The 15,804-nt window shown below is 70.0% G+C and carries 12 protein-coding genes; 6 read left to right on the forward strand and 6 right to left on the reverse strand.

Annotation, left to right across the window (positions count from 1 at the left end; translation table 11 throughout):
• Positions 1-236 precede the first annotated feature (236 nt).
• Positions 237-941 carry a DUF4232 domain-containing protein gene (locus tag SACE_RS03310; protein ID WP_231849914.1) on the reverse strand — a complete coding sequence of 235 codons (705 nt, stop codon included), beginning with the start codon at positions 939-941 and terminating at the stop codon, positions 237-239.
• A gap of 333 nt (positions 942-1,274) precedes the next feature.
• Between SACE_RS03310 and SACE_RS03315 the strand changes: the two genes are divergently transcribed.
• Positions 1,275-2,069: a GH25 family lysozyme gene (locus SACE_RS03315; RefSeq protein ID WP_009950626.1), complete on the forward strand. Its 795-nt coding sequence runs from the start codon at positions 1,275-1,277 to the stop codon at positions 2,067-2,069.
• An 856-nt stretch (positions 2,070-2,925) separates the two neighbouring features.
• Here SACE_RS03315 and SACE_RS03320 read toward each other — a convergent pair.
• Positions 2,926-3,981, reverse strand: a complete 1,056-nt coding sequence (locus SACE_RS03320) for a copper resistance D family protein (RefSeq protein ID WP_009951165.1) — start codon at positions 3,979-3,981, stop codon at positions 2,926-2,928.
• A gap of 1,076 nt (positions 3,982-5,057) precedes the next feature.
• Between SACE_RS03320 and SACE_RS03325 the strand changes: the two genes are divergently transcribed.
• From SACE_RS03325 to SACE_RS03345, 4 genes are all read left to right on the forward strand, one after another.
• Complete coding sequence (locus SACE_RS03325) at positions 5,058-5,999, forward strand: DMT family protein (RefSeq protein WP_009951164.1); 942 nt, start codon at positions 5,058-5,060, stop codon at positions 5,997-5,999.
• A gap of 65 nt (positions 6,000-6,064) precedes the next feature.
• Positions 6,065-7,231 carry a glycosyltransferase gene (locus SACE_RS03330; protein ID WP_011873126.1) on the forward strand — a complete coding sequence of 389 codons (1,167 nt, stop codon included), beginning with the start codon at positions 6,065-6,067 and terminating at the stop codon, positions 7,229-7,231.
• Positions 7,232-7,240: 9 nt separating this feature from the next.
• Positions 7,241-8,518: an alpha/beta fold hydrolase gene (locus tag SACE_RS38990; protein ID WP_081468425.1), complete on the forward strand. Its 1,278-nt coding sequence runs from the start codon at positions 7,241-7,243 to the stop codon at positions 8,516-8,518.
• Positions 8,519-9,138: 620 nt separating this feature from the next.
• A complete protein-coding gene (locus tag SACE_RS03345; protein WP_009951159.1) occupies positions 9,139-10,275 on the forward strand; it encodes a glycosyltransferase family 4 protein in 1,137 nt (378 codons plus the stop codon).
• Between the two features lie 328 nt (positions 10,276-10,603).
• Here the strand turns inward: SACE_RS03345 and SACE_RS03350 are convergent, their stop codons facing one another.
• Positions 10,604-11,320, reverse strand: coding sequence for a peptidase inhibitor family I36 protein (locus SACE_RS03350; protein ID WP_009951158.1), 717 nt, complete (start codon positions 11,318-11,320; stop codon positions 10,604-10,606).
• Positions 11,321-11,843: 523 nt separating this feature from the next.
• The gene (locus SACE_RS03355; protein WP_009951157.1) at positions 11,844-12,863 is read right to left on the reverse strand and encodes an AraC family transcriptional regulator; all 1,020 of its coding nucleotides are present in this window, start codon (positions 12,861-12,863) and stop codon (positions 11,844-11,846) included.
• Positions 12,864-12,944: 81 nt separating this feature from the next.
• Between SACE_RS03355 and SACE_RS03360 the strand changes: the two genes are divergently transcribed.
• Positions 12,945-13,760, forward strand: a complete 816-nt coding sequence (locus tag SACE_RS03360; RefSeq protein WP_021341684.1) for an NAD(P)H-binding protein — start codon at positions 12,945-12,947, stop codon at positions 13,758-13,760.
• A 629-nt stretch (positions 13,761-14,389) separates the two neighbouring features.
• Here the strand turns inward: SACE_RS03360 and SACE_RS03365 are convergent.
• Positions 14,390-15,274, reverse strand: coding sequence for an IS3 family transposase (locus tag SACE_RS03365; protein ID WP_081494991.1), 885 nt, complete (start codon positions 15,272-15,274; stop codon positions 14,390-14,392).
• On the reverse strand, positions 15,241-15,729 hold the full coding sequence (locus SACE_RS38995) for a helix-turn-helix domain-containing protein (RefSeq protein WP_044547122.1): 489 nt from the start codon (positions 15,727-15,729) through the stop codon (positions 15,241-15,243). Before SACE_RS38995 ends, SACE_RS03365 begins: the two co-directional genes overlap by 34 nt.
• Positions 15,730-15,804 lie beyond the last annotated feature (75 nt).

The following is a 15,804-nucleotide window of genomic DNA, read 5'->3' on the forward strand; positions in this document are numbered from 1 at the left end:
GCGTCGCGGTGACGGGACGGACGGGGCGGCGGGCGGGCCTGGCGGCCGTCGTTGCGGGCCAGTCCGCCCAGCGCCTCCCCCGACGATCCCCGCCACGACGAGCACCCTCGTCCCGGCTGCCCGGCTGCCCGGCTGCCCGGCTGCCCGGCTGCCCGGCTGCCCGGCTGCGCCGCCGTTGGCGACGCAGCCGGGGCGCGGTCGTCACCCCGAATCCCGAGCAGCTCCGTTCGCGCTGGTCAGGAGTGGTATGCCGAGCCGTCGATGGAGCCGAAGCCGCAGACCTCGCCCAGGTCCCACGTCACGCTCAGCGGCTCGGTCTCGTCGGGCGGGATCACCTCGGCGCGTACCGGCGTCGGCTGGCACTGCCCGTCGGTCGGCTCGCCCTCGTGCGGCACCGCGGTCCAGTGCAGCGTGGCGCTGGCGGACTTGCCAGGCGCGAGCCGGATCAGCGTCGGACCGGGGTTCGGCGTGCGCTTGAGGTCCGTGGGCAGCGGACGACCGTCGGCGCCGATGAGCTGCAGACCCCCGTACCCGTAGAGGTTGCACGTCTCGCCGCTGGTGTTGGTCAGCACCAGCTCGGCGTAGCGCTGCCCGGCTCCCGGCTCACCGGGCTGGAGGCTGCCGGACAGCATCGAGGTGTGGCAGCGCTGCGAGCTCGCGTCCTGCGGCTTCGGCTGCGGAGCCTGCGGTTCGGTCTTGCCGCTGGCCGACGCGGCCGGTGCCGTGCCGCTCGACGGTGCGGGCGGGGCCGCGGACGCCGGTGGCGTGGGCGACTGCGCGTTCTGCACCGCTGGGACGCTCATGCCGCCGCTCTGCTGCCCGCAGCTGCTCAGCAGCACCGCCGCTAACACCGCTCCGGTCGCCTGGACCGCGCGGAGGCCCGCCTTCCCCCGCCGTGCCGCGCTGCCCGGTCGTCCGCTGTTCACAGGTCGCAGAGCCACGATGACCACCTCCCAATCCCCGCCGCCGCGGCGGGCGCGTCATGTTCGCTCTCCTGTTCATGGAGACGTTCGACCCGGGCGCGGGTTGCATGCGCGTCCCTGCTTTCCCCGTGGAATTCGAAGATCACCCATTTCACGCACGCAACACGCCGAACAGGGTCACCAATGGCGCCGCGGTGCTCCCCACCGGTGAACGCTCACCGTTCCATTCGACTCCTATTCCAGGCTTGTGTCGACCAATCGGGTGGGGATCTTGACCCGGACGGCGGGCCGACCGGATGGTGGATCTCCGATAGGTTGATCAGGGGAAGGCAAGCAATTCAGGGGGTTGGCATGGCGGTGCGCATTCCGGGTATCGATGTTGCGAAATACCAGGGTGAGCCGGACTGGGGCGCGGTCCGCGGCGCCGGGTACGCGTTCACCTACATCAAGGCGACGGAAGGCATCGGCTACGTCAGCCCCACGCTGGACGCCCAGCTCGCCGGAGCGCGCGGCGCGGGGATGGTCACGGGCCTGTACCACTTCGCGCGGCCCGACACGAACTCCCCGCAGCAGGACGCCGCGGACTTCGCCGCGCAGCTCGGGCGGCTCAACTCCAGCGCGGCGGGCAACCTGCCGCCCTGCCTGGACATCGAGACCGACGGTCCGGACCTGGCGGCGTGGGTGAAGGGCTTCATCGACGCCATCCGCGGCCACACCGGAAGGCACGAGGTCGTTGTCTACGCCTCGACGTCGTGGTTCGCGGGCAAGCTCGGCACCGACTCGTGGGTGGACCCCGGCGTGTTCCTGTGGGTGGCGCACTACGGCCGCCCGCCGGGCGAGCCCGGCTACCTCACCGACCGCGTGGTGATGCACCAGCACGCGTCGGACGGCCAGGTCCCGGGCATCGCGGGCAACACCGACCTCAACGTCTCGATGGTCGACCTGCCGGTGCTCACCGGAGCGGGCGCTCCGCCGCCGCCCCCGCCGGGTCCGCCGCCGGCCGAGACCTACGTCGTGCAGCCCGGCGACACCCTCTCGGGGATCGGCGCCCGCCTCGGCGTCGACTGGCGGGAGATCGCGAGGGTCAACGGCATCGCGGACCCGAACCTCATCTACGTGGGACAGGTCCTGCGCATCCCGCGCTGACCCGGTCGGGGCCAGCGGCCGCGCCCGACCACCAGCGCAGCGCCCGTGCCGCGGCTGCCCGCTCCGGTCCGGAGCCGCGGCGCCGGCCGCGGCGGGCGGGGTCGCGGCGTCGCGCCGGCTCCGACCACCGGACGACGGCGCGGCGCCCGCGGGCGCGCAGGTGAGACGGGTCGGCCACGGGGTCACGCACGCCGGGCCGAACCGCCAGCACGAAGGCCGAGGGCGGTCGAACCACGCGAGTCTCCCGCCCCGCGCGGAGCAGGTCAGCGGGCGGAAGCAGATCGCCGACCTCGGCAGCTCAGAAGGGGACCGTCCGACGACCGGTCCGCTCGGCCACCGGTACCGGGTTCGCCAGGTCATGGGGTAGGTCAGGCCGTTGGCCACGAACCGGCCGGACCACGGGTTGGCCGGCCGCCGGTCTCCGGCTTCGCCAGGTCACGGCGTTCGCCAGCCCACCGGCCACGGACTGGCCAGGCCGTCGGCTTCCGGCTTGAGCAGGCCATCGGCCACGGAGTTCGCCAGGCCAGTTGCCCCGGGCTGACCCGGGGCAACGCTCACCGCTTCGCCAGGCCAACGGCCCCGGATTGGCCAAAGGCCGCTGGTCTCCGGCTTCACCAGGCCACCGGTCACGGATTCCCCAGTCCACCGGCCTCCTGGCTTCGCCCGGCCACAGGCCTCCTACGCGAGGACCATCGCCACCAGCGGCCTGCACCACGTCACCGCGATCGCGCGGCGACCCGCAGCGCAACGCCGATTTCTCCTGGCTTCGCCCGGCCACGGGCCTGGCGGGTCGCCGCTCCTGGCTTCGCCAGGCCACAGGCCTCCCGGCTTCGCCAGGCCGCCGCCACCTGGTTCGTCAGGCGACCGGGGAGCGGGCCAGGACGGCGCCGAGGCCGTAAGCCACGGCCATGACGACGATCTCCGCTGCCGCCCAGGTGAGCAGGGCGCTGTTCTGGTGCCGCTCGACGCGGGGCAGCAGGCGGAATCGCACCTGCGCCCCGAGCAGAGCCACGGCGACGAGGCAGGCCGTCTTCAGCAGCACGAGCTGCCCGTATCCGGTGGTCAGCAGGCCCGCGAGTCCGACGCCGGGAGTGATGGCCAGCTGCATCAGCCCGTTGAACGCCCCGGTGACCGCGACAGTCGCGAGCGCGGCCGTCGCCAGCTTCGAGAAGCGCGGCAGGGCCACCGCGAGCAGTCCGCGCCGCGGCGCGACGAAGAACAGCAGGGCGGCGAGCCCGCCCGCCCACAACGCGGCAGCGACCACGTGCAGCTCGATCGAGAGCATGCTGAACTGGTGGTACTCCCAGTCCGTCGCGTGCCCGGTCAGCGGCATCGGGAGCACGCCGAGCAGCGCCACGACCGTGCGCAACTCGGCGGGGATCGTCTCGCCGTAAGTCAGCGCCGCGAGTCCCAGCGCCGCCGAGACCAGGGCGGCTCCCGCGCTGACGACCAGTCCCAGCCCGGCCGGGACGCTGACGACGTAGTCGACGACGGCGGTGGTGGTCAGCGCGCTGCCCGGGGCGAGTTCACGCACCTGGAGCAGCAACGAGGCCAGTGCGAAGCACATCCACGCCAGAGCCGTGATGACCGAGACGCGTCGCGTGCGGCTCAGGACCGGCTCCACCTGCTTCGGCCGGGCCGAGCCGAGCAGCTTGGGCAGCAGGCTCAGGCCGATGGTGCCGACCGCGGCCAGGTCGAGCAGCACCCGCAGCGCTGGCAGCCCGAACCGGACGTCGGGTTCGGGCAGCGGGAGGCCGGGGATCGCGCCTGTGCCGACGTATGCGGTGGCCACCAGCGCGGTGAGCACCGCCACGGCCAGGGCAACCGCCACCACCGCGTTCTTGACCGCGCGCGACTTGTCGGCCTCCGACGGTGAGCCGGAGGAGGTGGCGGCATCGGGATCCACGGCCATCGCCTCATCGTCTCACCCGGTCGGGTGCACTAGAGGGTTGATCCGGATGGCGGGAACGTCCGGAAGGCAGTACGCGCCGCCGATCACATCCGCCGCGATGCCGACCGCGGTTCACTCGGGTTGATCGCGCTGCCGATCCGCGTGATCACCGGTCGTGATGTTGTTGGTTCGGTGAGCGAACGGATCTCGCCGATGTGACCTTTCGAAGATGTCGGTTGGATCACCGTTGCGCCGATCCGCGCAGTTGATCTTCATTGCGGTGATTAACGTGGTGGGATGCCGTTTTTTCGAGCCGTCGGGAGGATTGCGGAGCCGTCGATCATGGTTGTCCGGCCGGTCGTGGCCGCGCCGGGAAGTGTTGCTGGCAATCCCCTCAGCGCCGTTGTTCTACAGTCGACCACGTGGATCCGGCGGACGGCGCGCGACGATGCGCGGGAGGTGTGGGCGCCGTGCCCCGGACGCCGGCCGGAGTAACGATTTCCAATCGGTTTCGGGATCTGTTCTTTCCCGCTGATTCGACGTGCGGTCGACAATCGTTCACCGGTTCGAGGTGTGCTTATTCGTCGGACCATTCCCGGCCCGATGTTTTCCGCAGCGCACGAGATTGCGCTCCGCGCTTGTCCCGCGTCCATCGCCGGGGAGGTGTCAGGGACGCGGTGCGGGTTACCCGTATGGGTGGGATGACCATGACGAGGCGTGCACGATGGGTAACAGCCAGGCCGGATGATCTGCCGCTCGGTGCGGCATGTTCGCCGGCGACCCTGAGGCCGTTCGGGGTCGCGGGGGTGCGAGCCTGGGGAGTCTCAGGGAGAAACTGGGGTAGTACCCCGGATGTGGGCGATCCGATGAGACGCGAGATTGAGCGGCGTGCAGGGACGGCACCGGTGGGGCGCACCGGTCCTGCCGAGTGGGGCCGATCGGCCCGTGCGCCGGGAGTCGCGGAAGTGTTCGGATGGGGGGCGTGTCGTGGTACTCGCACTAGTGTGGGCGATCGGCGAACCGATCTGTTGTCTGGGGAAGAGGACTGACGCCGTCTTGACCGAGCATTCGACCGACCTCGTGGGGCGTGGTCCGCGATGACCACGTTGGCGGTGGTGCTCGCCGCGCTGGGGGCCGTCGGCTACGCGGTGGGCGCTCGCACGCAGCACGGGGCGGTGCACGACACGATCGGCGACAGCGGTCTGGGTCTGCGCAGCCAGCTGCGGCTGCTGAAGAACGTCCGCTGGCTGCTCGGGCTGCTCGCGCTCGGCGCCGGTGCGGTGCTGCACGCGTGCGCGCTCGGTCTGGCGCCGTTGACCGTGGTGCAGCCGATCGGTGTCATCGCGTTGCCGATCACGGTGCTGCTCAACGTCCGCGAGCGCGGCATCCGCGTCCGCGACCTCAAGCCGGCCATGGTGTTCGCGGTCGTCGCGAGCACTGTCGGCGTCGGTGCTTTCGTGGTGCTCGCGGCCGGTAGCGCGACCCCGACGCCGGTCGCGCCCGACGACCAGGTGCTCGCCACCCAGCTCGTCGGCGGCGGGGTTCTCGCCCTCGGCGTCTTCGCGATGATGAGCAGGTCGAAGCTCCGGTGCGTGCTGTTCGCCGCGGGATGCGCGGTCGCGTACGGGTACGTCTCGCTGCTCACGCGCGCGGTGGTGCAGCAGCTCGGCACCACCGACCTGCTGTCGCTCAACCTGTGGCCGCTGTTCGGGATCGGCATCGCGATGATCGTCGGTGCCTGGCTGCTGCAGCACGGTTATGCCAGCGGTCCTCCCGACCTGATCGTGGCCTGCCTCACGGTGATCGACCCGATCGTGGCCGTCGGGCTGGGCATCGGGCTCCTCGGGGAGGCCGACCGGGTGGACACGTGGACGGCCATCGGCGAGGTCGTGTGCGCCGCCGTGGCCTGCGCCGGGGTCTTCGCGCTGGCCCGCTTCCACCCGGAGAACCGCGAGCGGCGCGTACCCACACCTGTGACCGGCAGCAGTGATCTTGCCGGACCGAGTTCGACAGATCGTCCTGACGGGAGTACTCCTTGACTTCGCAACCGTCCAGCAGGCGTCCGCTCCGGATCGTGATCGGTGCGGTTCTGTACCCCCCAGACGTGAACGGGGCCGCCAACTTCGGCCACCGGCTCGCGACGGGCCTTGCGCGCCTCGGACACGACGTGCACGTGATCTGCCACGCGATGGACCGCCGGTCCAGCACGCGCGTCGAGGACGGCGTCACCGTGCACCGCGTCGGCTCCTACGCCACGCCCGTGCACCCGACGTTCCGCATCAACACGCCGTGGCAGGCGTTCGCCGCCGCCGACGAGCTGCTGGCCGAGATCCAGCCCGACGTCGTGCACGTCCAGTCGCACTTCTACATCTGCCGCGCCCTGATCAACGCCGCCCGCAAGCGCGGCATCGGCCTGGTCGCGACCAACCACTTCATGCCGGAGAACATCTTCGGCTACCTCAAGATCCCCGGGCTGCTGCAGCCCGTCGCCTCCCGCATCCTGTGGCGCAACCTGATCAAGCACTACAGCAAGGCCCAGATGGTGACCGCGCCGACGCCGCGCGCGGTGCAGCTGCTGCAGGACAACGGCTTCGACCACCGGGCCATCCCGGTGTCCTGCGGCATGGACGTGGAACGATACCGCCGCCGGGCGCGGCTGTTCCGCAAGAACAACCCCGACCCCAAGACGCGGACCGTGCTGTTCGTCGGCAGGCTCGACGAGGAGAAGCACATCGACGACCTGCTGCGGGCGATGTCGTTGCTGCGCACCGAGGCCGCCACGCGGCTGGAGATCGTCGGCGACGGCAGCAAGCGCGCCGCCTACGAGCAGCTCGCCCACGAGCTCGGCATCGGCGACCGGGTGCACTTCGCCGGGTTCGTCAGCGATGACGAGCTGCTCGACGCCTACGCCCGCGCCGACGTGTTCTGCATGCCCAGCATCGCCGAGCTGCAGAGCCTGGCGACGATGGAGGCGATGTCGGCGGCCACCCCGGTCGTGCTGGCCGACGCCATGGCCCTGCCGCACCTGGTCGAGTCCGGCAAGAACGGCAAACTGTTCCCGCCGCACGACGTGCACGCCCTGGCCGCGGCGATCGACGAGATCATCAGCGACCGCGCGACCATCGACCGGATGGGCGCGGCCAGCGAGCGACTGGTGTCCAAGCACGACATCAACGCGGTGCTCGGCCGGTTCGAGTCGATCTACCGGCACGTCACCAACCCCGACGAGGTCCTGGAACTCGAAGAGCTCCACGCCGAGCTGGCGAGCTGAGCCACCGCCATGCCCAGTACCCGAACCGAACCGGTGGAGCGCGTAGCGGAGATCAACGGATCCGACCTGCACTACTGGATCCACCGCGACGAACTCGGCGAGGCGCGAGCCGCCGAAGACGGTGGTCGCCCCGGCGCCACCGAAGCCGACGGCAGCGGCAACGCCGGTGCGATCGAGGCCGATGATCGCGCTGCTGCTGGCATCGGTGTCGATGCCGCTGCCGCTGACCGTGCGGATGTCGTTGCCGGCGCCGATGCGGTTGGCCGTGCGGATGCCGTTGGCGGCGCTGATGTCGCTGTTGGTGGGGATGCCGTTGGCCGCCCCGAAGCCGCTGGCGGCGCTGATACCAATGCCGCCACCGTTGTCGCTGGCGCCGCCGATGTCGCTGGCCCCGCCGAGGCTGTTGGCGGCGGTCTCGTGGCCGGCGCCGACGCCAATGCCGCGGCCGATGCACGCGGTCGCGTCGTCGTCAGCGATGCTGCAGCGGCCGACGTCGGCGGACGCGATGCCGTGGAGACCGTGCTGATGGTGCACGGACTGCGCGGCACGCACCACGGCCTCGAACTGATCGCCGACGGACTCGACGAGCACCGGGTCGTCGTCCCCGACCTGCCGGGGTTCGGCGCCTCGGGGCCGATGTCCGGCCACCGGCACGACGTCGAGGGCTACGCGAGCGCGATGATTCAGCTGATCAAGCTGCTGGGTGACCGCCCGGTGACCCTGCTCGGTCACTCCTTCGGCTCCATCGTCGCCGCGCATGTCGCCTCCTCCGCTCCTGAGCTGGTGCGGCGGCTGGTGCTGGTCAACCCGATCTCGAGCCTGGCCCTGAACGGCCCGAGGGTGGTGCTGTCCGGGCTCACCTCCGCCTACTACTCCCTGGGCAAGGCGCTCCCGCCGCGCATGGGCAACTCGCTGCTGTCCAACAAGTGGATCGTCCTCGCCGCGAGCCGGACCATGACCCGCACCAAGGACAGGCAGCTCCGCCGGTTCATAGACCAGAACCACCTCCGGCACTTCAGCCGCTTCCACAGCCCCGCGCTGCTCAACGAGACCTTCCTCGCCTCGGTGAACAACACGGTCATGGAGTACGTGGACGCACTGACCATGCCGACCCTGCTCATCGCAGGCGAGTCCGACGAGATCGCACCGCTGCCCGGCCAGCGCGTCCTCGCCAAGCGCCTCGACGACGCCGAACTGGTGGTGCTCCCCGACGTAGGCCACCTCGTGCACTACGAGACGCCCGTGGCCGCCGCGAACCAGATCAAGCGGTTCCTCGCAGCATCATGAACAGCCCAGAGACGAGAAAACCCGTGGACGCCAAGGGCGTGGACACCAAGGACGCGGAGGCCGTAGCCCGTACCCCGCAGTCGGCCGGTGTCCACGCCCCTGGCGGTGTCCCGGACGCTGCGGGCACTTTGCGGGCCTCAGAACACGGATGTGCCGAGGCCGCTGGTGGCACACCGGCGACCGGCGCTGGCAGCGCTGCATCCTCCGGGGATGTCGGTGGCCGCGAGAACCCTGCGGACGCTGCCGAGAACACTGCGGGCTCCGCGGACAACGGGGGCGCGAGCTTCGGTGACTCGGCGAGCGCTGGGCACTCGGCGAACAGCGCGTACGGGGCATCCGGCGGGCATGCACCCGGCGGTGGGCACGGGGTGAGCAGCGGGGACTGCACGACTATCGGGCACGAGGAGGTAAGCGGGCGCTGGGCGAACGGCGGGAACGACGTGGGTGCTGGGGGCTCTGCGGGCGGTTCCGACTCGGTGCGTGCTGCCGATTCCGCAGCCGGCGAGGGCTCCACGGCCACCGGGGGAGACTCGGCGGCCACTGGGGGCGCGGCTGCTACTGCGGGGGCGGCTGGCACACAGGCATCGGGGAGCATCGGCGGGTCGTCCGAGGGGCGTCGGATGAACGTGTTCATCGACGCGCGTTGGACGCGGACCGACACCCACGACGGGATCAGTCGCTACGGGGCGAACCTCATCGAGGCATTGCACCAACTCCATCCAGTGACGATGTTGATCCATGACGTCCGGCAGCTCGACCTGCTGCCGGACGGGGTTCCGCACGTGAAGATCAACAGCCCGTTCTCTCCGCGCGAGCTGTGGGTCTCGCGCACGCTGAACAAGCTGGGGGCGGACGTTGTTTTCAGCCCGATGCAGGTGATCGGCGGTTTCTCGCGACGGTACAAGCTGATCCTCACGCTGCACGACCTGATCTACTACCGGCACCCGCAGCCACCCGGCTTCCTGCCGTTGCCGGTCCAGGTCGTGTGGCGTCTCTACCATAAGGCGTACTGGCCGCAGCGGGTTCTGCTCAACCGGGCCGACGCCGTGGTGACGGTCAGCGAAACGACCCGCACGCTGATGAGGAGCTATCGGCTCACGCGTAGACCCATTACCGTCGTCCACAATGCACCGTCCGAACTGGACTCTTCGGTCAGTGTGAAGGATTCGGTCGACTCCGGTCGCGGCGAAGGTGCAGTGGAGCGTGCTGCGGGCGAGGATGCCCGGAACGGTGCCGGTGGCCCTCGGGAACTCGTGTACATGGGTTCGTTCATGCCGTACAAGAACGTGGAAACACTGATCGATGGCATGGCTTCCCTTCCTGGTTATCGGTTGCACCTGGTCAGTCGGGTCGCGCCGGCGCGGGAAGCCGAGCTGGTGCGGCGGATTCCGCCCGGCGCGGACGTCATCTTCTGGCGCGGAATCAGCGACGGGGACTACCACGAACTGCTGTCGAGGGCGTTCGCGCTGGTAACCGCCTCGAAGGACGAGGGTTTCGGGCTTCCGATCATCGAGGCGATGAACGTGGGCACTCCGGTCGTGTGCAGCGACCTGACGATCTTTCGCGAGGTCACCGGTGGCCACGCCCGGTTCTTCCAGCCCGACTCGCCGGACGGCTTCGCTGCCGCGATCGACGGCTTGGAAGACGGTGCAGTGCGGGCGGAACTGGTGGAATCAGCCCGGGTTCAAGCCAAACACTTCACTTGGGCCTCCTCTGCGGAAAGGTTGCTTGAAGTGATGCGCTCGGTCGCGCGGTAGCGAGAATCCGGGCACGGTCGACGCGGCTGACGTTCTTGCCTGGGAGGGATTCGTTCGCCAGCGCGTCGAACACGTGGAATTCCAGTTCGGGGTAAGGAATTCCGATGGTGATCCTCGGTCCGTACTACCTTGCGCAATTACTTTGCCTAAGCGGGGTGGTTCGGGGGCTGGTCGGGACGGGGTGGGTTCGTCTGATTTTTACGTTTGGGGCAGGAAAACGTACTTGCTTCGCGCGAGAAGCGTTGCTCTGGTATTGGTCCTCTTTGGACGCTGCGATTTGTGCGTTGCGACTTCGGCGCGAAGCAGGACGTTGGGCGCCGAGATTGGTTCAGTGCGACCACACCTGGATCGCGCGGGCCACGTATGGCGAACGTGGCACGAATGATCCGGTGGGGTAGGTGCGGAAGTCGGCCTCGGTGGAGCAGGACCCGTCCTGGTAGACCGTGACGGGCCGACCGGTGTTGTTGGCGAACGAGGTCGCCTCGAAGTCCTGCGGTAGCGCGACGCAGCGACCGAGTGGGGCTGCTGATACCTCGGTCTGGTGGGCAGCCCCCTGGAAGTCATGGCTCGGCCACGCGCAGAAGCTGTCCGCCGGGCAGGCGTGCGGCTCGATGGTGGCGGGGCCTTCCGCGGATGCGGCGTGCGCGGCCGTGGCCGTGGCCAGCGCCGTTCCGACGACGAGGAGGACCGTGGTCGCCAAGTTCAGCAGGACGGACCGGAGCCGGGTGGAGGACGACCCTGGCCTGCTCGGCGGTCGGAGCAGCGAGGACAGCCGGCCGGGACCGTACCGGCGTCCGTGGAGCTGGGTCGTGGGGGTTGGTTCGGGCCGGGACGTGCGGGTGGGGCGTCGGCCGCCGACGAGTCGGAACGCCAGGGGAATCCGTTCGGGCGCGCGCAGCACCGGGATGTCCGGCGGCGGTGAGGTGAGGGTTCGGGAGGTGCCCTGGGCCGGTGCCGCGGGTACGGCGGTGAGGTGCGAGGACCGCTGGCGGGTCGGGCCCCGCCGGGTGGTGTGCAGGTCGACCGCAGTGGCGTGCGCAGACATGGGAAACCCCTTTCACAGCAACGGGAATGCCGGAATTCGTCATCCGGGCGACGCAATCCAGATTCCCGAAAGCGGCGACCGAGTGCCAGGGTATTGGGTGGATTCACCCCTACCGGGTGTTTTTCTCGGCTTCCTGCCCGCAACGATCCAGAAGCGGTGAGTGGCCGAAATGGACGTCGCGGCTGTCCGAACTGGCCGGTCGGGAGACGCTGATCTGGGGGATTCGGCGACGGAAGTGGGATATCCGGCGGGAGTCGGGGGAGGGGGCCTCGCGAGCAGGGGAGCCCGGGTGCGACTCGGTGCGCGAGTGACGGAGCCTTCGGCTGGGCGCAGAAGGCTCGGCCGTGGGTCAGGGCGCGGGTGACGGAGCCTTCGGCCGGGGGAGGCCCGGCTGGGGTTCAGCGTGTGGGTGGCGGGACCTTCGGCCGGGAGCAGGAGGCCGGGCCGTGGCCGGCGCAGGTGGCGGAACCTTCGGCCGGGAGCCGGGAGCCGGGAGCCGGGAGCCGGGAGGCCCGGCCGTGGCTCAGGGCACGGGTGATGGGACCTTCGGCTGGGAGTCGGTGGGGATGGCGGGGGAAGCCTGCTCGTCGGGATCCGCGGTAGCGGTTTGGGCGCGGCGGCGGTGGTCGCGAGGGCTGATGCCACGGACGCGCTTGAAGGCCGAGCTGAAGGCGAAGCCGTCGGCGTAGCCGACCTGGGCGGCTACCGAGGTCACCGTGGCGCCGGGGCGGCGCAGGAGGTCGGCCGCCAGGTCCATGCGCCAGCAGGTGAGGTACGTCAGCGGCGGCTCGCCGACCAGTTCGGTGAAGCGCCTGGCCAGTCCCGCGCGGGAAACGCCGACGTGGGCAGCCAGCGAGCGGACCGTCCAGGGTGCCGCCGGGGCGTTGTGCATCGCGCGCAGCGCGCCGCCGACGACGGGGTCGGCGAGCGCCCGGTACCAGCTCGGCGCCTCGGCCTCTGGGCGGGTGAACCAGTCCCGGAGAGTGAAGACCAGCAGCACGTCGAGCATCCGGTCGAGTGCGATCTGCTGCCCAGGTGTGTCTCGAACCAGTTCCGCCGTGACCAGCTCCAGCAGTTCCAGGCAGGAGTCGTCCACGGCCGGCACGACCAGTACCGGCGGCAGCGCGCACAGCAACCGCTCGCCGAGGCTGTCCGGGAGTTGGTAGGTGCCGCTGACGAGGGTCGCGGAGCCGTCGGCGGAGCTGCCGAACGTGCGCGGGCCGAGTGCGAGGGCCTCGCCCACGTCGGAGCCGTCGGCGATGCTGAAGCAGCGGTCGTCGCGCACCAGGAGCCCGGGCGGGGTGCTGGGCTCGTCGGCGATGACGTAGCGGCCAGGCCCTCGCACGACCGCGATGTCACCCGGCCGGAGCCGCAGGACCGGACCGTCGTCGGGGACGATCCAGGCGTCCTCGTGCAGCATGGTGTGCAGTTCCAGGCTCGCCGTGCTCTCGAACCGCAGCGACCAGGGCGGCGACAGGATGGACTGGCAGAACTGGGCGCCCTGGGCTCGGACGCCGTGCAGCAGGTCGGCGAGCGGATCCATGTGGACAGCTTAGAGCAACGGACATGTTCCGTAGCTGATCAGCCATGGATCGTCTCAGTCCGCGCTGCTTGACTCTTGGCCATGACGAATTCCACGATCTTGGTTCTCGGCGGTACCGGCAAGACCGGACGCAGGGTGGCGGCGAAGCTGGCCGCCCGTGGGGCCGACGTGCGCGTCGCGTCCCGTCGCGGTGCCGTCCGCTTCGACTGGGACGACCGCTCGACCTGGGCTCCGGCGCTGGAGGGGGCCGACGCCGCCTACGTCATCGCGCCGTCGGAGACGGACGACGGCGAGACGATCTCGGAGTTCATCGTCGCCGCGACCGCGGCGGGTGTCGGCAGGCTCGTGCTGCTGTCGGCGCGCGAGGTCGAGACGTCGATGGTGCCCGGGCTGAAGGCCGCGGAGGCCGCTGTGCGGCGCTCGGACGCGCGGTGGACCATCCTGCGGCCGTCGTGGTTCGCCCAGAACTTCAGCGAGGACATGTTCCTGCCGCTCATCGACGCCGGGCTCGTCGCGCTGCCGACGGGCGACGGCAAGGAGCCGTTCATCGACGCCGAGGACATCGCCGACGTCGCCGTGGCGGCGTTGACCGAGGACGGGCACGACCGGCAGGTGTACGAGCTGTCGGGGCCGGACCTGCTGTCGTTCCCGGAGGCGGTCGAGATGATCGCCGCGGCTTCCGGGCGCGAGGTCGCGTTCAAGGCGGTCACGGCGGGGGAGTTCATGGAGTCGTTGCTGGGCAACGGGCTTCCTGAAAACGTCGCGCGGCTGCTCACCGACCTGCTCGACGCGATCCGGCGAGGGGAGAACGCGCACCTGTCCGACGGTGTGCAGCGGGCGCTGGGACGGCCGCCGCGGCCCTTCGCCGACTACGTCCGGGAGGTGTGGGGCGCGTAGCGGCAGGGGTAGAGGGAGGCCGCGGCAAGGGGGCGGATTTCGGGCTTGGATGGGGCCGGAGGGCGGTCGGGCTTGGTGGGTGGGTGCGGGAAGGGCTCCGGAGGAGGGCGGAGGATGCTGCCGGGCCCCGTCCGGGCAGGGAGGACGCCGCCTGGCGCCCTCGGGGAGGGGGCGGGCGGGCCGAAGTTCTGTGCGAGTGCCCTGGCAGGGCGGGAATGCGACACGGGGGTTGGCGGCAAAACCCGGCTCGGCTGGGCGGCCCTGGCGGCGACCAAGGCTGGTGGGCAGCAACCGGGGTGAGGTGGCCTGGCGGCGACCAAGGCTGGTGGGCAGGAACTCGGCCCCGGGAGCCCGGTTGCGATTCCGCAGTGCAGGCGCAAGAAGTGGCTCGGGCGCTCGGCGGGGTCCCGCAGCGCGTACGGCCAGGAATCCGCGGCCTGGCGGAGATCCCGCGATCCAGGCGGGTAGGAATCCGGACGGGGAGCCTGGCGGTGACTCTGCATGGGAACGGCCCAGCTACCCGGCCCTGACGGCGCTGAACGCCAATGGAAGCGCCGAACGTGTCCGCGAACGTGAGAAGGGCGCCCCCGTTGAACTGGTCCCCGGGAGTTGGACCGACTAATTGAAGGCTAGTTGGTGGGGGTCTGGGCTCGGTATTCGGCCGGGCTCAGACCCTTCATCGTGGTGGAGATGCGGGTGGTGTTGTACCAGTCGAGGTAGTCGTCGAGGGCGGTGGTGAGGTCCTTGGCGGTGTCGAACTGGTTGTGGTGGAAGAGTTCTTCTTTGAGGTGGCCGAAGAAGTTCTCGGCCAGGGCGTTGTCCAGGCAGGTGGCTTTTCGGGACATCGACTGTGTCAGGCCGGCGTTGGTGAGGAGTCTGCGCCAGGAGGCGTGCTGGTACTGAAATCCCTGGTCGGAGTGCACCAGCGGGGTTTGCCCTGGTTCGAGTGTGGCGATGGCCTTGCGTAGCGAGGAGTTCGTCAGCTCCGTGTTGGGTGAGGTGCTCCAGGAGTAGGCCACGACGGACCGGTCGAACAGGTCGATCACTGGGGACAGGTAGATCTTGCCGGTGCCGACGCGGAACTCGGTGACGTCGGTGACCCACTTGGTGTTCGGCGCGGTCGCGGCGAACTCGCGGTTGAGCACGTTGGCGGCGATCGTGCCGACCTCCCCTTTCCAGGACACATACGGTCGGCGGCGCCGGACCTTGCAGACCAGGCCCAGGGCCCGCATCAGTTTCAGCACGGTCTTTTTGGCGACCCGCCAGCCCCGGCGGACAAGGATCGTGTGAACCCGCCGATGCCCGTACCGACGGTGGGCCTGCTCGAAGACCTCCGTCACCGCTTCTTTGAGGTCTGCCTGCGGATCTTCGGCGTCCATCCGGGCCTGGTGGTAGAAGAATGTCGAGCGGGCTACGCCCGCGACCGCCAGCAGCACAGCCAGCGGGTACTGCGCCTTGAGAGTGGCGATGACCTGGGTCTTTACTTTCGCCCCTGCGCTCTCAAGGCCCGCAATTTTTTCAGGTAGGCGTTTTCGGCAGCCAGACGCTGGTTCTCCTGCCGCAGCCGTTGCACCTCGCTGAGCTCGCCCTCGGGTGGTTCCGGGGCGCCTGGCGGTCGGCCTCGCCGCTTGGGCCGCAGCGCGTCCTCACCCTCACGCCGGTACTTGCGCACCCAGGTCTCGACCAGCTTGGGCGAGGACAGGGCGTACTCGCGGGCCAGTTCCGCCGTGGTGGCCTCGCCGTCAAGGAACCGACGCACGACTTCGAGCTTGAACTCGAACGAGAACGACTGCTTCGGTTTCATGATCAGCGCTCCCGCGCCTCGCAGGACCCATCGGTGCCGCAAGCGTCTCACCGCCGTGCGCGACACACCCAACCGGGCCGCGACGACCTTCGCCCCGTAACCAGCCTCGAACAAAGCCACGGCAGCCTCACGCTGCCGCTCCGACAACGAACTACCTGGATACACGAACCGCTCCCCAAGAGCTGGAACTGGATTTCCAGTCCAACCCTCGGGGAGCAGTTCACCATGCGGGGCGCCCTT

This window comes from Saccharopolyspora erythraea NRRL 2338, from assembly GCF_000062885.1.
GTDB classification, from domain to species: Bacteria; Actinomycetota; Actinomycetes; order Mycobacteriales; family Pseudonocardiaceae; genus Saccharopolyspora_D; species Saccharopolyspora_D erythraea.